Source organism: Fibrobacter sp. UWH6, from assembly GCF_900142465.1.
GTDB lineage: Bacteria > Fibrobacterota > Fibrobacteria > Fibrobacterales > Fibrobacteraceae > Fibrobacter.
Genome location: NZ_FRAX01000026.1, coordinates 1 through 18,248, shown reverse-complemented (window position 1 = coordinate 18,248; position 18,248 = coordinate 1). Strand labels below are relative to the sequence as shown.

General features: G+C 52.2%; 17 protein-coding genes and 2 tRNA genes. 10 read left to right on the top strand and 9 right to left on the bottom strand.

Annotated elements, in window-relative coordinates; genetic code table 11:
- Positions 1 to 116 precede the first annotated feature (116 nt).
- Positions 117 to 2,201, top strand: coding sequence for an FISUMP domain-containing protein (locus tag BUB73_RS15400; protein WP_073287207.1), 2,085 nt, complete (start codon positions 117 to 119; stop codon positions 2,199 to 2,201).
- A gap of 8 nt (positions 2,202 to 2,209) precedes the next feature.
- On the opposite strand, the gene ligA is transcribed toward BUB73_RS15400, so the two are convergent.
- Positions 2,210 to 4,393: an NAD-dependent DNA ligase LigA gene (gene ligA, locus BUB73_RS15395; protein WP_073287204.1), complete on the bottom strand. Its 2,184-nt coding sequence runs from the start codon at positions 4,391 to 4,393 to the stop codon at positions 2,210 to 2,212.
- A gap of 48 nt (positions 4,394 to 4,441) precedes the next feature.
- Complete coding sequence (locus BUB73_RS15390) at positions 4,442 to 4,996, bottom strand: manganese efflux pump MntP (RefSeq protein ID WP_073287201.1); 555 nt, start codon at positions 4,994 to 4,996, stop codon at positions 4,442 to 4,444.
- A 38-nt stretch (positions 4,997 to 5,034) separates the two neighbouring features.
- On the opposite strand from BUB73_RS15390, the gene BUB73_RS15385 reads away from it, so the two are divergent.
- The 5 genes from BUB73_RS15385 to BUB73_RS15365 are packed head-to-tail and all read left to right on the top strand — an operon-like array spanning position 5,035 to position 9,070.
- Entirely contained in the window at positions 5,035 to 5,403 is a 369-nt protein-coding gene (locus BUB73_RS15385) for a c-type cytochrome (RefSeq protein ID WP_073287198.1), read from the top strand.
- Positions 5,400 to 5,933: a cytochrome c3 family protein gene (locus tag BUB73_RS15380; RefSeq protein ID WP_073161425.1), complete on the top strand. Its 534-nt coding sequence runs from the start codon at positions 5,400 to 5,402 to the stop codon at positions 5,931 to 5,933. The genes BUB73_RS15385 and BUB73_RS15380 overlap by 4 nt, the downstream gene beginning before the upstream one ends.
- A gap of 4 nt (positions 5,934 to 5,937) precedes the next feature.
- On the top strand, positions 5,938 to 6,819 hold the full coding sequence (locus tag BUB73_RS15375; RefSeq protein ID WP_083539820.1) for a 4Fe-4S dicluster domain-containing protein: 882 nt from the start codon (positions 5,938 to 5,940) through the stop codon (positions 6,817 to 6,819).
- Entirely contained in the window at positions 6,819 to 8,624 is a 1,806-nt protein-coding gene (locus BUB73_RS15370; RefSeq protein ID WP_073287196.1) for a c-type cytochrome, read from the top strand. Before BUB73_RS15375 ends, BUB73_RS15370 begins: the two co-directional genes overlap by 1 nt.
- On the top strand, positions 8,621 to 9,070 hold the full coding sequence (locus BUB73_RS15365; protein WP_073287193.1) for a hypothetical protein: 450 nt from the start codon (positions 8,621 to 8,623) through the stop codon (positions 9,068 to 9,070). The genes BUB73_RS15370 and BUB73_RS15365 overlap by 4 nt, the downstream gene beginning before the upstream one ends.
- Here the strand turns inward: BUB73_RS15365 and BUB73_RS15360 are convergent.
- Both BUB73_RS15360 and BUB73_RS15355 read right to left on the bottom strand, forming a co-directional pair.
- Positions 9,051 to 9,836, bottom strand: a complete 786-nt coding sequence (locus tag BUB73_RS15360) for a glycosyltransferase family protein (RefSeq protein WP_073287190.1) — start codon at positions 9,834 to 9,836, stop codon at positions 9,051 to 9,053. The two genes, BUB73_RS15365 and BUB73_RS15360, sit on opposite strands and share 20 nt — an antisense overlap.
- 25 nt (positions 9,837 to 9,861) lie before the next feature.
- Positions 9,862 to 10,872, bottom strand: a complete 1,011-nt coding sequence (locus BUB73_RS15355) for a PorV/PorQ family protein (RefSeq protein WP_073161429.1) — start codon at positions 10,870 to 10,872, stop codon at positions 9,862 to 9,864.
- 74 nt (positions 10,873 to 10,946) lie between these two features.
- On the opposite strand from BUB73_RS15355, the gene BUB73_RS15350 reads away from it, so the two are divergent.
- The 4 genes from BUB73_RS15350 to BUB73_RS15335 all read left to right on the top strand — a co-directional run bounded on the left by BUB73_RS15350 (position 10,947) and on the right by BUB73_RS15335 (position 13,256).
- Positions 10,947 to 11,019, top strand: a tRNA-Lys gene (locus BUB73_RS15350).
- A gap of 49 nt (positions 11,020 to 11,068) precedes the next feature.
- A tRNA-Pro gene (locus tag BUB73_RS15345) sits at positions 11,069 to 11,142 on the top strand.
- Between the two features lie 175 nt (positions 11,143 to 11,317).
- Positions 11,318 to 12,583, top strand: coding sequence for a DegT/DnrJ/EryC1/StrS family aminotransferase (locus BUB73_RS15340; protein ID WP_073287187.1), 1,266 nt, complete (start codon positions 11,318 to 11,320; stop codon positions 12,581 to 12,583).
- Complete coding sequence (locus tag BUB73_RS15335; RefSeq protein ID WP_112132508.1) at positions 12,573 to 13,256, top strand: sugar transferase; 684 nt, start codon at positions 12,573 to 12,575, stop codon at positions 13,254 to 13,256. The genes BUB73_RS15340 and BUB73_RS15335 overlap by 11 nt, the downstream gene beginning before the upstream one ends.
- Positions 13,257 to 13,307: 51 nt before the next feature.
- Here BUB73_RS15335 and BUB73_RS15330 read toward each other — a convergent pair whose 3' ends face one another.
- The 5 genes from BUB73_RS15330 to BUB73_RS15310 all read right to left on the bottom strand — a co-directional run bounded on the left by BUB73_RS15330 (position 13,308) and on the right by BUB73_RS15310 (position 17,986).
- Positions 13,308 to 14,018, bottom strand: a complete 711-nt coding sequence (locus tag BUB73_RS15330; protein WP_073287181.1) for a hypothetical protein — start codon at positions 14,016 to 14,018, stop codon at positions 13,308 to 13,310.
- Positions 14,019 to 14,383: 365 nt separating this feature from the next.
- Entirely contained in the window at positions 14,384 to 14,584 is a 201-nt protein-coding gene (locus BUB73_RS18060; RefSeq protein WP_083539819.1) for an IS3 family transposase, read from the bottom strand.
- Positions 14,585 to 15,391: 807 nt separating this feature from the next.
- The gene (locus tag BUB73_RS15320) at positions 15,392 to 16,198 is read right to left on the bottom strand and encodes an Rpn family recombination-promoting nuclease/putative transposase (RefSeq protein WP_073287178.1); all 807 of its coding nucleotides are present in this window, start codon (positions 16,196 to 16,198) and stop codon (positions 15,392 to 15,394) included.
- A 387-nt stretch (positions 16,199 to 16,585) separates the two neighbouring features.
- Positions 16,586 to 17,392: an Rpn family recombination-promoting nuclease/putative transposase gene (locus BUB73_RS15315; protein WP_073287175.1), complete on the bottom strand. Its 807-nt coding sequence runs from the start codon at positions 17,390 to 17,392 to the stop codon at positions 16,586 to 16,588.
- A gap of 387 nt (positions 17,393 to 17,779) precedes the next feature.
- Positions 17,780 to 17,986: a hypothetical protein gene (locus BUB73_RS15310; RefSeq protein ID WP_139259240.1), complete on the bottom strand. Its 207-nt coding sequence runs from the start codon at positions 17,984 to 17,986 to the stop codon at positions 17,780 to 17,782.
- Positions 17,987 to 18,248 lie beyond the last annotated feature (262 nt).

Below are 18,248 nucleotides of genomic sequence, written 5' to 3'. Positions count from 1 at the left end.
AAAGGTCCCTGAGCGATCAGGGGCCTTTGTCTTGTGGACTTATTGGCAATGCTATTGCTTTATTTCGTTAATTTGATTGGAGGTTATGTTATTATATTGGAGAATGAGGGTTTGTTATGAATTTATTTGTTGTATTTGTTCTTTTTTTGTGTTCCGTGGCTTTTGCCCATGTTGAAAAGATGCCTGACGTTCAGGATAATCGCGATGGACGTGTCTATAAGACGGTCCAGATTGGCGAACAGCGCTGGATGGCCGAGAATCTGCGTTATAACGTAAGAGGAAGCGTCTGCTACGAAAAGAAGGACTTCAATTGTGAAAAGTATGGCCGCCTTTATAACTGGGCCATGGCCATGATGCTGGTGGATTATTACAACTCCCATTCCATCCAGAAACTCGTGGGCAAGTACAAGAAGGGCAAGATCCACGACATTTGCCCCACGGGCTGGCACCTTCCTTCTAACAAGGAATGGAAAAAGCTGAAGTTCTTCGTGGCCAAGAAGGGCGTGAGCGATGGTGTGGCCTTGAGCCTCAAGTCTACCGAAAGTTGGGAAAAGGAATTGCGTATTCCTGGCGGAACCGATGAGTTTGGCTTTAATGCACTGCCCGGTGGTGAACGTGATTTTGAAGGCCGCTTTTTTGACCTGGGCCGTTCCGCTGTATTCTGGACTTCTTCTGAATATGATGACGGCGGTGCGCGAAACTGGTGGATCTACTATGACTCCCGATCCATGGAAGGCAATTATGATACCAAGGAAACGGGTGCCTCTGTGCGTTGCGTAGAAGACCGCCTCTATGAAATTAAGGAACCGCCTCCTCCTGTGCCTAAGGTTGAACCCAAGGTGGTGGAAATTCAGGGACGCAAGACCCAGACCGTTCATATTGGTGATCAGGTGTGGATGGCTAACAATTTGGACGTGAAGGTTCCGGGTAGCTATTGCTATGCCAACAAGGAAGAAAATTGCCAGAAGTATGGACGTCTCTATACATGGGCCGGTGTGGTAAAGCTGGACCAGAAGTTCAATCAGTCTGTGGGTAAGGATTCTATTTCGAAGCGTAAGCCCAAGGGTATCTGCCCCAATGGCTGGCACGTCCCCACGTCTCTGGATTTTGCCCGACTGAACACCTACCTGAAGGATATCGACGAAGCTGTTGGCGTGGGTACCAACCTCCGTTCTAGAACTGGTTGGGACGAAAGTGAAGATGCGCTGATGGGCGAAAATGGATTTGGCTTTAATGGCGAAGCCTTTGGCGTGTGCAAGTACACCAAGCCTAAGGAAACTTGCGTCAGCGTTATCAAGGCCATTTTGCCTGACCCCACCAAGAAGTCTCCGGCCGATACCGTCTACGCCGATTCCTGCGTGGTGGATCCGACCTGGGTTCCGTCGCTGGCCTTTGAGGGTAACGGTACTTTGACTGGCTTCTGGAGCGGAACCGAAGTGGATTCCTTGAGGGCGGAAGTCCGCAAGCTGAGCTTTGACGATGACGACTTCATTCTGGATACGGCCCGCAAGGATGAGGCTTACTACCTGCGTTGCATTATGGATCCGCCTGACGATGACGAACTTTACGACAGCACCGCCTTTGTGGATAAGCGCGACGAAAACAAGTACAGGACCGTTGCCGTTGGAAGTACAATCTGGATGTCCGAAAACCTGAGGTTTGCCGCTCCGGGCAGCTACTGCTACGAAGACAAGGATTCTCGCTGCCGTTCCTATGGCAGACTTTACCCCTGGTCTGTGGCCATGCGCTTGCCTGCTGACTATGTGGACAATTCCATGTCTGGCGGAATCACCCAGGAACACCAGGGTATCTGCCCCGATGGCTGGCATATTCCCACCAACGAAGAATGGATTGAACTGGGGCAGTTTGCCTTGAGCAAGCGTAAGGGTGGCGTAGGAGCCGCCTTGAAGAACAGGGAATTCTGGGCCCGTGGTGGCGCTCCGATTTCTGCTGCATCTGGTTTTAACGCCTTGCCTTCGGGTAGCCGTATGTCTGACGGCGAATACATGGAGCTTGGATCCAGCACTTACTTCTGGACCGCTGCCGGTGGCGATGGCCTCGGTGCCGTCTACTGGTACCTAGTGAACAACAGGGATGACTTTACCAGTGCCGAAGATTTCGACAATGCAGCATTCTCCCTGAGGTGCGTCAAGAACAAGCTGACAAAGGCCGCTGCCCCTGCAGCAACCGCAGCTCCCTAATTGATGTTCTAGAAAAGGCTGAGCTGTTCGCCAGAGTTGGCGGGCTCGGCTTTTTTATTGTCTGAACTTTCTGCGGCGGCTCCATCGGCATTGGGATCGTTTGCAGAAATCTGTTCCAGCAGCCAGGCCTCGTCGTGGACGGGGATTCCCAATTCATTTGCCTTGGTAAGCTTGCTGCCTGCAGCTTCGCCTGCCAATACCCAGCTGGTCTTCTTGCTTACAGATCCGCTGACCTTGCCGCCATTCTCTTCGATAAGTTTGCGGGCCTCGTCGCGGTCCATGGTGGGCAATGTTCCTGTAATGACTGCGGTCTGCCCGGCGAACAGAGTCTTGATAACTCCCTTGAATTCGGTGGGGCAGCCCAGCTCCACCAGCTCGTCGATTTCGGCGGTGTACATGGGCTTGTGGAAAAATTCATATACGGAATTGGCGATGACTAGTCCGGCGTCCTGAACTTTTAGCAGTTCTTCTATGGGGGCGGTGCGGATGGCTTCTAGCGTGCGGAAATGCTTTGCGAAATTGCGGGCGCTGGTACGTCCGACGAAACGGATGCCGAGACCGTGGAGCAGATTTTCGAGGCTGCGTTCCTTGCTGGCCTGGATGGCGTCGAAGACGTTCTTGGCGCTCTTCTTGGCCATACGTTCCTGGCTTTCCAGGTCTTCTTGCGTAAGGCGGTACAGGTCGGGAATCCGTTTGATTTTCCCGGTGGCGATAAGACTTGCGATAAGACTGGGCCCCAGGTTTTCGATGTTCATGGCTTCGCGGCTAACGAAGTGTTCGAACAGACATTGTACCTGAGCCTGGCAGTGCAAGTTTTCACAGCGCAGAATCACTTCGCCTTCGATGCGAGTGAGGGGCGTGCCACATTCCGGGCAGTTGGCAGGGGCGGTTACGGGGAGGGCTCCTTCGGGGCGCAATTCCTTTTTGACGTCGGTAATCTTGGGGATGATTTCACCGCCCTTTTCTACACCGACGGTATCGCCAAAGTGGAGGTCCAGTCGAGCCACTTCGTCAAAGTTGTGGAGGGTGGCGCGCTTGACGGTTGTTCCTGCCAGACGGACTGGAGCCAGGTTGGCAACGGGGGTGACGGCACCGGTACGCCCTACCTGGAATTCTACAGAAAGCAGGGGAGTGTAGGCACGTTCCGCCTTGAACTTGTAGGCGATGGCCCATCGGGGGCTCTTGCTGGTGGTACCCAATGCGCGCTGCTGGTTTAGATTGTTCAGCTTGACCACCATGCCGTCGATATCGAAGGGGAGGTTATCGCGGTCGGCGCCAATCACTTCTGAAATCTTCATGATTTCGTCGGCGGTGTTGGCGGTCCAGAACTGGTTGGTGTTAAAGCCCAACTTCTTGAGCTGTTCCAGGTTTTCTTGGTGGGTGGCGTTGACGCTCTGGGGAATATGGTAGGCAAAGAAGCGCATGGGGCGGGTCTTGCATTCGCTGACGTTCTTCAGCTTCAAGGAACCGGAAACGGTGTTGCGGCAGTTCTGGAAAATCTTCTTTCCTTCAAGGATCAGCTGTTCGTTCAGGCGGTCAAAGGCCTCACGTTCCATATAGACTTCACCACGGACTTCGAATGTTCCCTGGGGAATTTCTGACGGATCCAGTTTCAACTTCTTGGCGTCAAAAAATTCAGGAATGTCGGCGATGGTCAAGGCGTTCAAGGTGACGTCATCGCCCTGGGCGCCGTCGCCGCGGGTAACGGCCTGCTTCAGGCGGCCATTTTCGTAAACCACACTAAGGCTGACGCCATCGATCTTTCGTTCACAAATCCACTTCGCGGTTCCTGCCTTGAGGTCTGAGGTTCCTGCCTTGAGGTCTGAGGCACTAGCTTCCTGCTTCTCGTCTGAATCCAGTCTCTCACCTAAATCCTCCAGCCCTCTTTCGGCGGCTTCCACGAATTCCGCCATCTCTTCGGCGCTGTACACGTTAGAGATACTGAGCATCGGCACGGCATGGGTCACTTTGGCAAAGTCGTTGGTCAGGTCGCTGCCCACGTTGCGGGTCAGGCTGCTGTAATTTCCCAGTTCAGGATATTTCTTTTCAAGCGCTTCCATCTCCTTGAGGCCAAAGTCAAAATCCTGGTCGCTCATGGGGGAGACGCCTTCCTTGTAATAAAGGCGGCTGGCTTCTTCCAACTGAGTCTTCAGTTCAAAATATCGGCTGCGGTCAATTTCCTTCTGATCCATATAAACCCTGTTTTTAAAGTATGCGTTCCTGAACTGATTAACCCATATTTAGAATAACATTTTTACGCCGATGCCAATGAGGATGATTCCTGCAATAATCTCGGGAATCTTGGTCTTGAACTGCTTTGCGGCACGGCGGCCGATTTCGTAACCGATAACTCCCATCATAAAACTGGCCACGGCGATTGCCGAAGTGGCGAACACCATGTTGGCGTTAATAAAGGCGAATGAAATTCCCACGGCAAAGGCGTCGATGCTTGTGGCGACGGACATGAGCAAAATGTTGGCGACGCTCAGGTTCTTGGCGCTGGCCTCTGCCGCCTCGTCGCTACCACGGACTGCGCCCCAGATCATGCGTCCGCCCAGAATGCAGAGGATGGTGCAGGCGATGGGGGTGCCGATGGAGCTGAACCAACGTTCTGCAAAGTTGCCCAGGAAATACCCCAGCAAGGTCATGCCGCCCTGGAAAACTCCAAAGGAAATAGATTGAAGTAATGCCCTGGAATAGGGGATCCCTGTCTTGCTTAAACCCGTAGCGATGGAAACCGCGAAGCAATCCATGGCTTCTACAATGGCGATAACGATGATTTCGATAATACCCATAAGACAAAAAATAGAAAAATGGTATATTTCACTTTACGATGGATGTTCGTTTTAAGTTTTTAGTCGGTGTGTTTGTGCTGGTGAGCGGCCTGTTCGCTCTTGATTTTGCCTTGCCCGAGGTAACCCCGGAACTTAAGACCAACGCCCGTGAGTTTTTCGATGACGAGTGCAAGGGCTGTCATCGTTGGGCCCGAAAGTTTGCCGCCCCTCCCATGCACGACAACGCCGCCCAATACGAGTCTAACCCCCAGGAACTGGTGCAGTACTTGATGCACCCCACGCCCAAGCACCCCGAAGAATGGCCCGCCATGGACATTACGCCCCTGACCGAGCCCCAGGCCAAGATGATGACGGCCTGGCTTCTGTACCTGCTAAAGAATCCCGATGACCAGACGAGGCCCAAATGAAGTTTCTGGGCTTGGCATTTGCCATTGTCTGTGCCTTCTTGCTTGGGGATTTCCTTTGGAGCCAGAGCCCTGTGGATTCTCGGGTAGGAAACGCAAACTTTAAAGACAACGCAATTCCCTTCGATCATCAGCTTCATGGTGACTCCATCGGCATGGACTGTGCCGCCTGCCATAGCGGATCCCGTTCCGGTGGGCGGGCCCTGCTGCCTTCTAAGAGGGACTGCATGGATTGCCACCGCCTGCCTTTAACCGAAAGCGAAGGCATCGAAAAGCTGGATGAAGTTTTGGCCAAGGCTCCCGAAGAACCCTGGAAGGTGGTCCCCAAGCTGCCGGAACATGTGGTGTTCCATCACGGCGTTCATAATGCCGCCGGCGTAAAATGTGCCGATTGCCATGGGGGTGTCGCCCGCAACAACTACGGCGGCGAAAAGTTCGACATGAAGTCTTGCCTGCAGTGCCATCGGGGCGAAACATTCCAGGATCGCCAATTCAAGAAGGCGGCCACTTACTGCGCCGCATGCCATAGGTAATTTTATGAACCGTCGTGAATTCATTAAGGCATGTTCTCTGATGGCTGCGGCCGGCCTGCTGTTTGGCTGCCGCAAGATTCCCTTTGTGGGGGAGACCCCTTCGGCCCCCAGCCTAAAGCGATTCCAGGACGAAGTCAAGCTGGCCCTTTCGAAGGCCAAGGAAAGTTTGAACCTGGTGCGAGTCAATGCGCCCGGCCCCTTGAAGGTCGCCGGAGCCTCTCACGTCAACCGCTTTGGCATGGCCATCGACCTGGATGCCTGCGACGGTTGCGGCAAATGCATTCTGGCTTGCAACCTAGAGAATAATGTGCCGCTGGTAACCGACGAAGCCGCCGCCGACGGTCGCTTTATGCATTGGATCGAACCACACGGAGCCGCCCCCTTTATGTGCGCCCACTGCGAGGACGCACCCTGCGAAAAAGTTTGCCCCACAGGAGCCGCCAACCACACACCCGACGGCGTTAGCGCCATGATGTACAAGCGTTGCGCCGGCTCCCGTTTTTGCGGAGCCAACTGCCCCATGCATGCCCGCAAGTTCAACTTTAACGATGCTCAGAAAATGGGACTGGCTCACCAGTTCAATTCTCAGGTTCCCCTCCGCGAAAAAGGCGTCATGGAAAAATGCAGCCTTTGCCTCCATCGCCTTCAAGATGACCGCGCCCGCTTCAAGACCGAGGCCGCCCTTTTGCCCAATGGCGGTGAATGGCTTGGTCGCGGTGTAAAGACCGCCTGTGCCGAAGCCTGCCCCAAGGGGGCGATCGTTTTCGGAAACTGGCTAGACGAAAAGTCGCCCCTGGTTGAGGCCACCCGAAACCGTCAACTGTATGCGCCCAAGGAACTGGCTGCCTTTGGTCCGTCTGTTGTCTACATGATGGGGAAGCGCTAGTGCAGGGTTGGACTATCCAGAAAATCTTGTTCTACGTGGGCCTGGTGCTGTTCTTGCCTGGGCTTGCCGCCTTGGGCTATACCCTTTACGAAGGCCCCGCAGCGTGGGCCACCGATGGCAACACCTTCTGGGGAACGCCCATCGCGTTGTTCGTTTTCTGGATCGGCCTTGCCCACGCGGGTACGCTGATCTCTGCCATCTTCTTGGCGCTGGGCGTGCGCATGGACCGCCGCACCGCAGTGATTGCGGAGCTTTCGACACTCTGCAGCCTGGTGATTGCGGCGCTGTTCCCCCTGATGCACCTGGGCGTTATGGAAAACTTTTATATGGTGGCCCCCTTTGCCGATGCCCGCGGAAACTTTGCCAACCTGCGTTCGCCCCTGGTCTGGGATTTCTGCTGCATCGCCGTTTACGGCACCCTGTCGCTGGTCTTCTTCTTTACCCATTTAAAAAGCAACGTGGTTCCCGCCCTGGCGAAACTCCGCCGCCCTCTGGCCTGGCTGCTGTTCCCCCTGGTGCTGTGGGTGCATACCATCGTAAGCCTAGACTTTGCCACCACCTTCGTTCCCCAGTGGCAGGGGGCGTTCTTCCCCATGTACTTTATTGCGGGGGCCATCTACTCGGGGCTGGCTCTTGTGAATGCGCTGCTCTGGGCCGAAGGCTATCGCGTGCGTCTGCTGGAACGCCTGATGCTCTGCTGTTCCTGGACCTTGATCGTCATCTGGTTCTGGGATTTCTTGCAGAAGGGTGAAATCTGCCTGCCCGCTGTAATCCTTGCCGGCGTGATTCCCCAGCTGCTTTGGGTGGAAGCCATTCGCGATAACAGGACCTTGCGAGCCCTGGTGAACTTCTGCATTCTCTTTGGACTGTTTGCGGAACGCCTCTACCTGGTGATCCCCTCCATGAACACCCGGGATGGAATTCTGCACTGGGCCGATTACGGCCTCATGTCGTTCTCTGTGGGGCTGTTCATCTTGATGTTCTTCCGCCTGCGTAAAAAGCTGGACTCCTACATTGCTGTAGACAGCGCCTACTTTGGCGAAGTGGACGGCAGCGAGCTGGCCCAGAACGAAACGCCCGAAATCGAAGAAGACAACAGCTACAAAGTCCCCTGGACAACCGTGGAATTCAAGATGCTCCGGATGCCGCTGCTGGTGGGCATCCTGTCGGCGGTCCTGTTCTGCGTCTGGAGCTTTGACCAGGAAGTCTTCGTAAGCGCCGGGGCAGGCTTTGTAAACGTGATCCCTGTGCTGTACCCCATCGTGGCCCTGGTGACCACCTTTTTGCTCTGCCTTAAGTTTGTACGTGAAAACCGGGTTTTCCCGAATTTTGGGGTTCGCGGGAAGGTACTGCTAACCTTGATGATCATGATTGTGGCGCTCCTAGGGGGAATGCTTTATGGAGGCGGCTCCTCTACGGCGGCAAGCGTTTCTGCCGACAAACCCTTAAGCGTTTCTGCCGACAGCCACAACCCTGTGCTGCTGTGGAATTCCCGCTGCGCCACATGCCACGGCGCCGATGGAAATTTCAACCAGAAGTTTGTTCGTGAATATTACCCCGTGCCTCAAAAGCTGGACCTGGCCCGCATCGATTCCCTGGGCCTGGATTCCCTGACCGCGGTTATCATGAACGGGCGCAACAACATGAACGCCTTTGGAAATCGTATGACCCAGGCTGACGCCCACGCCCTGGCCGCCTACATGAAACAGCTGGCGGAACAAAAATCCGCAGAGCAAAAATCCGCGGAACAAAAATCCGCGGAACAAAAGGCCGCCGTTGAACCCTCGGACAAGGAGGCTCCATGACAACCTTGCCCAATGCCTTGGCTTGCGTCTTTATTCTGGGCTGCGCCACTTTCCTCTGGCGCAAGAATTCCGGATTCTACAAGAACGGCCTGCTGCTGGCCTTCGCCCTCTTGCTGTTCTGTCTGTTCTCCTTCTTCGCCTTTGACGGAAGCCTGGGCCCGGCCGGAGAAATGTACCCCTTCCGCATGATGGGCCTGTGCCTCTGCTTTTCTACAACGTCGCTGCCCAAGTACCGCCGCCGCTATCTGGTGCTGGCTCAAGGGCTGTGGTGCTGGATCGAACTGTTCGGTGGAATCTCGCTGTACTACCGCGGGATGGATGTGGCCTGGACCCGTATTATGGCGCTTGTTGGGATGACCTTCTGCAGCACCCTGCTCTCTAGAATCTCTAGAGAAATGGAATTCTGCCTGATGGTCTTCTGGATCGCTATTTGGATTTTCTTTTAGCTGAAATATCCCTTAAATGCTTTTCGGTCAGCTTGCTCAGGGCTGTGGCCTTGTCTCGCTTGATCTTCAGTTCGCGGGTCTTGAAAAAGTCCAGAACCGTGGTGGGGTGGCATGCGGTAAACTTCATCAAGTTGCTTACGGGGAGCGTCGTGTAAAGCACGTTCCACAGCGGATGAACGCTGGACTCTGCCTTTAAGAATTCCCCGTCTATAACCTTGAATAAATCGTTAGACGTACCTGTTGCTTCTCCCAAATCATTTTCGTTGGCGTGGGCCACCAGATAGGGGACGCTGAACATCTTGCCTCCGGCATGGGCCATGCGCAAACTATAATCCATGAGCCTGAATTCCTTGGGCAATGTCAAGTCGAAAAGTCCGGTACGCTGGATAATGCGCCTAGAGAAAACGCCGATCAGGGGGATGGGGGCCGCCACGTAGCGCAGTTCCTCTTCTTCGCCGATGGGGCTGAACCCGCGGCCGCCATCTACGGCCAGTCCGCCAAAGAAATGGTCACGGGCCTTTACGCGGGGGGCGAAGGCGTCTACCATGGGGAAGCTGTCGGTTTCGATGGCCAACTCGTTCAAGAAGTCTCGGTCGATCTTGATGGAAGGGTGGGCGAATACGATCCACTCGGCTTCCAGCTTTTCTAGGTCGCCGTTCCAGCGGTCGGTATGGAACCAGCCCAGGGCCGGGTCTGTAAAAGGGGGAGCCCAACGGTCGAAACCTTCGCCAGGTTCATCAAAGACAAAAACGTCGAACTGTCGCATGGGTCAACTGCTGAAAAATGCGGGGCTAGAAATTCACGCGGAGGCCAAGGCGGTGTTCGATGCCAAGGCTCTCGGCCAGGTAAGAGAAGCTGTAGTCCAGGGAGAACAGGTTGGCGTTGTAGCCCAGACCTGCGCTAACCATGTGGGCATTCTGTGTTTCGTCGGGGCGGCTCTCGGATGCCATCAGTTCCTTGGCGTCGCGGATCAGGTCTAGCCAGGCGCGTTCAAAACCCACGCGGACTGCGAAACTCTGGCCCAGGGCGTATTCGCCACCCAGACTCAGGAACGCTTCTTGATAGCGGGGGAAGTCGCTGTCGGCAAAAACCGTAAGGCGGGGGAGTGACTTGGGCCTAAAGTAGGTGGACACGGCAAAAGTCTGGGACATGGGGTAGTATTCGTTCTCGCCGTCATCGACATAGTCGCGGAGCAGGGAGCCGAAGTCCCTGGCCATAACGGCAAACCCCCAGCGCTTGGAGTCGGATTGCCAGGTAACACCCCAGTCGAATGCCGCACCGACAGCCATACGGTCGCCAGCCTCTTCGGCCAGCTTGTCGGTGGCCACCTTCGCCGTTGCGCCGAAGCTAAAATGCTTGAGGGGGAACGAAATAGAGGCGGTAATCAACTGGCTAAAAGGCTTGTATTCTATATGGGTGGCTTCGCCCAGTTCGTCGTAACCGTCGATGGTGCCGTAATCCAGCCAGTTGTAGGAAACCTGGAAAATATACTTGTCGTAATGCCCTGTATAATAAAGGCTACCCTGATTTTCGGCCAGGTCGCCTGTTTGCCAATGGGCGGCCACAACGTGGTTCTTGCCCTCTGGGAGCCTGACCGAAGCCGGGTTGATCTGTACGATAGAAGGGTCGGTAGAGGGCAGGGCGCCCGCCGACTTTTCGAGAGCCGCATTGCGGGGGCTGTCGAAGGTGTTTATGAAGGAGAAGACCTCTTGACCCGCGTCGCCCTGGGTAAAATAGGCGAAGCTACTAGACGGAATTGCAACGGCCAATGCCAGTACGGGTAAAGAGAATCTGGAAGTCATGGTCTAAATTTATAAATAAATTCCAAGGTCTGTCTTTACAAAACGGGAAACCTTTAATATATTTGGTCTCACTCGGGCTACTAGCTCAGTTGGTAGAGCAACGCCCTTTTAAGGCGTGGGTCGAAGGTTCGAGCCCTTCGTAGCTCAGGAAAGGCCGGTTTCGAGTAATCGGAATCGGTCTTTTCTTTTAAATAATCGGGGTGTAGCTCAGCCTGGTAGAGCGTCTGCTTTGGGAGCAGAATGTCGTCAGTTCGAATCTGGCTACCCCGATACAAGAAAGGCACCCCCTAGGGGTGCCTTTCTTGTATTTGTGCAGTCAGTAAGAGACGGACGAATCAGTTCGATTGAAATTGTCGAGAGCGAAGCGAACATTTTGGCCATCTGGCTACTCCGATACAAATGGACCCCTTTATGGGGTCCTTTTTTATGCTAGATTTGGCGCACTATGACAAAGTTCGAAAAGAAAGTCTGGCTGTCTAGCCCCACCATGCATGGTGATGAAATCAAGTTTGTTCAGGAAGCTTACGAAACCAACTGGATGAGTACCGTTGGCGCAAACATTAACGAGGTGGAACGCCTTGTAGCCGAAAAGGTTGGCTGCAAGTATGCCGTTGCCCTGAGTGCCGGTACCGCCGCCCTTCACCTTTGTGCAAAGCTGGCCGGCGAAGCCCTTTACGGAATGCCCAAGGTGGGCGAGGGCTCCCTGAAAGGTCGCAAGGTATTCTGTAGCGACATGACTTTCGACGCTACCGTGAACCCCATCGCCTACGAAAATGGCGAAGCCGTGTTTATCGATACCGAACGGGATACCTGGAACATGGATCCGGTGGCCCTGGAAAAGGCCTTTGAAATTTATCCCGAAGTCCGCCTGGTTGTCTTGGTTCACCTGTACGGAACCCCGGCCAAGGTAGATGAAATCCGCGCCATCTGCGCAAAACACGGTGCGCTGATGATCGAAGATGCTGCCGAAAGTTTTGGGGCCAGCTATAAGGGAACGCAAACCGGTAATTTTGGTGACTTTAACGCTATCAGTTTTAACGGAAACAAGATCATTACCGGAAGTGCTGGCGGTATGTTCCTGACCAACAGCAAGGAAGACGCTGACAAGGTCCGCAAGTGGAGTACCCAGAGCCGCGAAGCTGCCAGCTGGTATCAGCACGAAGAAGTGGGCTTCAACTATCGCATGAGCAATGTGATTGCAGGTGTTGTCCGTGGACAGATGCCTTACCTTGAAGAACACATCGCCCAGAAAAAGGCCATATACATGCGCTACAAGGAAGGTTTCAAGGGATTGCCCGTTCAGATGAACCCCTACGAATCCTGTAGCGAACCCAACTTCTGGCTCAGCTGCATGATTATCGATAAGGAAGCCATGAGCAAGCAGGTCCGCGGTGAAACCGACGCCCTGTATGTTCATGAAGCGGGCAAGAGTTGCCCCACCGAAATCCTTGAAAAGATTGCCGCCATGAATGCAGAAGGCCGCCCCATCTGGAAACCCATGCACATGCAGCCCATCTACCGCAGCCATGCCTTCATTACCGCCCAGGGGAACGGTCGCGCTCGCACCAATGCCTACATTGCCGGTAGCATCGAAGACGTGGGTGCCGACATCTTTGAACGTGGCCTGTGCCTGCCCAGCGACAACAAGATGACCCCCGAACAGCAGGATGCCATCATCGCAACTATCAGGGATTGCTTTGATGTACGCTAACTGTTTCAAACGTCTAATCGACTTCTTCTGTGCCCTGGCTGCCATCATCTGCCTGAGCCCGGTGCTTGTGGCTCTTACGATCCTCGGTGCGATCAAGATGGGGGGCAATCCCTTCTTTACCCAGCCCCGCCCGGGTAAGGACGAACGCATCTTTAAGCTGGTCAAGTTCCGCACCATGACCAATGCCAAGGACAAGGATGGAAAACTGCTCCCCGATGACGTTCGCCTGACCAAGTACGGCAAGTTCTTGCGCAGTACCAGCCTCGATGAATTGCCGGAACTCTTCAACATTCTCAAGGGTGACATGGCTGTAATCGGCCCCAGGCCCCAGCTGGTTCGCGACATGGTCTTTATGACTCCGGAACAGCGCAAACGCCACACCGTGCGCCAGGGCCTTAGCGGCCTGGCCCAGATTAGCGGCCGCAATGCCATTACCTGGGAAGCTAAAATCGATTACGACCTTGAATACATCAAGAAAATCACCTTTATGGGGGATGTCAAGATTATCTTGACCACTCTCAACAAGGCCTTCATCAAGCGTAGCGACATTACCGAAGAAAACTGCGACACCGCCACCGACCTGGGCGATTACCTGCTGGCAAGTGGCCGCCTGACTCAAGCCCAATACGACGAAGGCCAGGCCCTAGCCAAAAAACTCATCGCCGAGATGTAGTAAACTAAAAATGCCCGGCCATCTTCGTGATGTGCCGGGCGAACTTTATAACTAATGAGAAAGTGCGAGGACAAACCAATCCAGCGGTATCAAAAACGCCGCTCCTGCAAAATACAGATTAGCGCTAGAATCATCATTAGATTTTTTATTCAAACCCACATCCAAAAGCAAAACCGTACCCAAAGTCATTGCGATACCAACATAATTCATTATCTTGGAAGTTCTTATCGATTTCTGGTTTGTTTCATTCCCCACCATTACATCGCCACCAAGCGTGTAGCTATCTATAGACATCTGATAATACCGATTAGATTCATACAGCAGCAACCAATCTAGAGGGATAGACGCGATAATCGCGTTTCCAGTTTTCGTCACCCATTCAGGAGTCGATTCCCTATCTGTATCAATCCAAAGAGGTGCAGTCAAGGCAACAGAAAGCAAAAAAGCAAGTCCGCCAATAGCTAAAGTCGCGGCAGAATACCCCATTATTTTGGATTTAGTCAAATACCCGCTGGAATATTCATTTTGCTCTAAAATATTATTTATTTCTTTTGTCGTCGAGACCGTATCGCCGTCTAGCGTATATCTCCAGCCAAAACCTAAAAGCACCCACGCATTCGGGCTAAAATAATCAATGCGATGCGATGGTTCGTCCTGTATTGTTTCTTCTGCCAGTTCCTCTTGTTCACCAGGTAACACCTGCGCAAACAACGCGCAGGGAATCAGAAACGTTAAGATAATCGTTCTAAGTAGGTTATTCATACACATTCACTAGAAAATATTGTACAGAACAGAAAGACCAATACCACCGATAAACTGGACTTGTTGATTTTTTAATAGAGGGTTTCTCATAAACCATATTCATTAGTTGAAGATATAAATATACATTTTTTTTCGTATCGACAGTTACATCTTAAGCACAAAGTTTCTGCAAGCGATATGCAACCGACGGGCAGCCCGGCGCGCTCATAGAAGGCTCTATGCCAAAGTCATTAAGCAAATTACGATACCCGCGACTGCTGTACTGCGTGCCGCGATTAACTACGGCCAGATAGACCCAGCCAAGGTTCGTGCGGATATACGTGATATCGCCACACCAGTACTGGTTCAGGCCGAACGGTGCGAAATTACGTTGTAGCAAGTTCTCCGCATACATCCCGTCGCTCTTGCCCGGTCTCGCGCATGATACGGCGTAGTTTGTACTCGTTGATATCTACGGAACGGTCGTTAAGTTCCCTCAGGAGCTTTGTGCAGCCGTAGATGCAGAAGTACTCCTCAAATACGCTGCGGACAGTTTGCACGAGGTCTGCTTCACGCTGCCGCCGCAGGCGTCAAGATGTGCAGGGATTTCCAGAAATCCAATCGCCTCAATCATGTCGATTTGCAAGCTAGCTTGCAATCGCCGCGATATTCGGCACATAGATTTTTTTTAGAATTTCAACGGTCTCCTTCTCGTCTGCCAGTTCCTTCTCTTTTTGCTTGAGTTTCCGCTCTAGTTCCTTGTTCTTGGCGGCAAGTTCTTCGATGGAGACCTTGCGTATCCGCCGTTCTTCCTCGTAAGTCGGGAGGTTGTTCTGTTTCCTGTATTTATAAATGGCATAATTTTAACTTCCACGGTGAAAAATAACCTGGATCTTAAATCGCAGTCAATGGCCGCAAATTAGGCTTTTTTTTATGATTTTTACGCTTGTAGCTGAACAAATGAGTAAAATTTGAGGCGTTTGCTGTACAAATTGGTAGCTAAAAAGTGGGGAAGGGCACCGGATTGCATCCGAAGGGGTATCCCCAAAAGCGGAAAGTGCGTAGGATTGCGTCCCAAGGCAAATTCATTGCACGGGATAGTGCGTGGGATTGAATCCGAAGGCGAATTCATCGCACGGGATGGTGCGTAGGATTGCATCCCAAGGGGTATCCCTTGCGCGGGATAGTGCATTGGATTAAATCCTATGGCAAATCACACTTTTGGGCTGCCAAATTATGTAGACGGAGGGGTATAACCCCTAAAAAATGGTTTAAAGCAGGACAACAAGCGCTAACTATATAATAAAAGCTGATGGTTCAAAAACCACCAGCCTTTTTCAGAGTGTCATCCTGAACGCAGCCGTAGGCGGAGTTGAAGGATCTAGATGTCAAAATCACTGCATTTCTTTCTGCAGTCCAAGAACTTCTGCTTCGGAAATTGCGACTAATTCAACGATTTCCGCAATGGACATTCCCTTAGCAAGCATCCTACGCGCGACAGCCACCTTTTCTTCGCCCCGTGTTTCTGCTCGACCCTTCTCAAGTCCCTTCTTGTAGCGAATGTTCAGTTCCTGTTCGAGAGTCATATAAGCCTTCTTTGCGACTGGGTCATTGCGATACCGCTCCACAAACGCGTGAATCCGCTTGATCCTTTCGGATTCGTACTTCTGCGTTGCGAAATACTGCATGTACTCGCGAGTAACCTCATCCGTGACTTCGCGGTACTTACTAAAGATATAAAAATTCTTGTAGCAAAGGTCACCCAGCAAAATGTTGGGGGCGGTTTCCTCGCGATTCTGGAACTGATACACCGGCTTGCCCGCCTTGAAAATATCCTCGGGGCAGAGGAACAAGATGTACTGTTCCTTGAGTTCATCGTAATTGACTCCCTTGCCCAAAGCATCCAAATCAAGCATCCCCTGGTAATACCTGGCGCGCTTGGGCAGTTCACTGGTGTCGATCATCTGCAACTCGATATCGAAAGAGCGGCCGTTTCCGGAATCACCCTCCCTTGCCTGCACATCCAGGCGCACACTCTTGTGGAAGGGATCCTCCTGGAGGGTGGCCTCGGAAACCACGCTGATCTTTTCGATGTCAATTTTCAGGATGTCCTGCAGGAAATCCTGCGCGATATCCGCATTGCTAAACACCTTTGCGAACATGAAGTTGTCGCAAATCGTCAATTCCTCGTATTTCTTCATATGTTGTTTTTCGGGACTTGCTCTTGCGGGTGTCAGGCGGTTATATCCCCTCGCTCCTGCCAGGTCCCGCAAGAATTATTTTCCTTCCCGTTCTGCGACATCGGCCCTCGTGAGCCGACTAGCCTGCGTTTCCCACACGCAAACCTGCAACGCCGTCGAAAGGATTTTTTCTTGCGAAGACAAATATAAACTAAGGCATTTCTTGCAGTCAAGGGCTGTAACTTAGGGCTGTTCATTATGCAAACAGTTGTTTGCACGATTTCACAATTTGTTAACAACAAGCGCTAACTATATAATAAAGGCTGATGGTTCAAAAACCACCAGCTTTTTTCAGGGTGTCATCCTGAACGCAGCCGTAGGCGGAGTTGAAGGATTTAGATGTCAAAATCACTGCATTTCTTTCTGCAGTTCAAGAACTTCTGCTTCGGAAAGGCCTGTTGCAATGGATACGTCCTTAACTGACATTTTCATTTTGAGAAGATTGCGTGCGATAATCGCTTTTTCTTCGCCCCGTGTTTCTGCTCGACCCTTCTCAAGTCCCTTCTTGTAGCGAATGTTCAGTTCCTGTTCGAGAGTCATATAAGCCTTCTTTGCGACTGGGTCCTTGCGATACCGCTCCACAAACGCGTGAATCCGCTTGATCCTTTCGGATTCGTACTTCTGCGTTGCGAAATACTGCATGTACTCGCGAGTAACCTCATCCGTGACTTCGCGGTACTTACTAAAGATATAAAAATTCTTGTAGCAAAGGTCACCCAGCAAAATGTTGGGGTCGGTTTCCTCGCGATTCTGGAACTGATACACCGGCTTGCCCGCCTTGAAAATATCCTCGGGGCAGAGGAACAAGATGTACTGTTCCTTGAGTTCATCGTAATTGACTCCCTTGCCCAAAGCATCCAAATCAAGCATCCCCTGGTAATACCTGGCGCGCTTGGGCAGTTCACTGGTGTCGATCATCTGCAACTCGATATCGAAAGAGCGGCCGTTTCCGGAATCACCCTCCCTTGCCTGCACATCCAGGCGCACACTCTTGTGGAAGGGATCCTCCTGGAGGGTGGCCTCGGAAACCACGCTGATCTTTTCGATGTCAATTTTCAGGATGTCCTGCAGGAAATCCTGCGCGATATCCGCATTGCTAAACACCTTTGCGAACATGAAGTTGTCGCAAATCGTCAATTCCTCGTATTTCTTCATATGTTGTTTTTCGGGACTTGCTCTTGCGGGTGTCAGGCGGTTATATCCCCTCGCTCCTGCCAGGTCCCGCAAGAATTATTTTCCTTCCCGTTCTGCGACATCGGCCCTCGTGAGCCGACTAGCCTGCGTTTCCCACACGCAAACCTGCAACGCCGTCGAAAGGATTTTTTCTTGCGAAGACAAATATAAACTAAGGCATTTCTTGCAGTCAAGGGCTGTAACTTAGGGCTGTTCATTATGCAAACAGTTGTTTGCACGATTTCACAATTTGTTAACAACAAGCGCTAACTATATAATAAAAGCTGATGGTTCAAAAACCACCAGCTTTTTTCAGGGTGGCATCCTGAACGCAGCCGTAGGCGGAGTTGAAGGATCTAGATGTCAAAATCACTGCATTTCTTTCTGCAGTTTAAGAACTTCTGCTTCGGAAATGGCGGCTAATTCAACGATTTCCGCAATGGACATTCCCTTAGCAAGCATCCTACGCGCGACAGCCACCTTTTCTTCGCCCCGTGTTTCTGCCCGACCTTTCTCAAGCCCTTCTGCAATTCCCTGCAGGTAGGATCCTTGTTTTTCGTAAAGGATATTTGTCATGTTGTTAGCCTCCAGGAGCAAGATTTCGTCGGTATACCCTTCAAAAGATACATCATTTGCGAAGTCCTTGTCAAGAAGGCTATTTGCCTTTTCTTCATCGATGGTTTTGTAAATTTATCTGCACTTTTGTAAAATTTTTCGAAAAACCGCGTTCCAATTTCTCAAACTTACGTGTTAGCCATAGAACCCTAAAAAGGAATTCTATGAATAAAACGAAAAGAAATATTCGCAAGGTTGCCATCCCGGCAGAATTCATCGGCCA

Coding starts and splice junctions, on each gene's coding strand:
- BUB73_RS15380 (WP_073161425.1), top strand. CDS start 5,400: ATGAAGTTTCTGGGCTTGGCATTTGCCATTGTCTGTGCCTTCTTGCTT.
- BUB73_RS15390 (WP_073287201.1), bottom strand. CDS start 4,996: ATGGGTATTATCGAAATCATCGTTATCGCCATTGTAGAAGCCATGGAT.
- BUB73_RS15400 (WP_073287207.1), top strand. CDS start 117: ATGAATTTATTTGTTGTATTTGTTCTTTTTTTGTGTTCCGTGGCTTTT.
- BUB73_RS15375 (WP_083539820.1), top strand. CDS start 5,938: ATGAACCGTCGTGAATTCATTAAGGCATGTTCTCTGATGGCTGCGGCC.
- BUB73_RS15335 (WP_112132508.1), top strand. CDS start 12,573: ATGTACGCTAACTGTTTCAAACGTCTAATCGACTTCTTCTGTGCCCTG.
- BUB73_RS15320 (WP_073287178.1), bottom strand. CDS start 16,198: ATGAAGAAATACGAGGAATTGACGATTTGCGACAACTTCATGTTCGCA.
- BUB73_RS15385 (WP_073287198.1), top strand. CDS start 5,035: ATGGATGTTCGTTTTAAGTTTTTAGTCGGTGTGTTTGTGCTGGTGAGC.
- BUB73_RS15365 (WP_073287193.1), top strand. CDS start 8,621: ATGACAACCTTGCCCAATGCCTTGGCTTGCGTCTTTATTCTGGGCTGC.
- BUB73_RS15355 (WP_073161429.1), bottom strand. CDS start 10,872: ATGACTTCCAGATTCTCTTTACCCGTACTGGCATTGGCCGTTGCAATT.
- BUB73_RS15340 (WP_073287187.1), top strand. CDS start 11,318: ATGACAAAGTTCGAAAAGAAAGTCTGGCTGTCTAGCCCCACCATGCAT.
- ligA (WP_073287204.1), bottom strand. CDS start 4,393: ATGGATCAGAAGGAAATTGACCGCAGCCGATATTTTGAACTGAAGACT.
- BUB73_RS15330 (WP_073287181.1), bottom strand. CDS start 14,018: ATGAATAACCTACTTAGAACGATTATCTTAACGTTTCTGATTCCCTGC.
- BUB73_RS15310 (WP_139259240.1), bottom strand. CDS start 17,986: ATGACAAATATCCTTTACGAAAAACAAGGATCCTACCTGCAGGGAATT.
- BUB73_RS15315 (WP_073287175.1), bottom strand. CDS start 17,392: ATGAAGAAATACGAGGAATTGACGATTTGCGACAACTTCATGTTCGCA.
- BUB73_RS15360 (WP_073287190.1), bottom strand. CDS start 9,836: ATGCGACAGTTCGACGTTTTTGTCTTTGATGAACCTGGCGAAGGTTTC.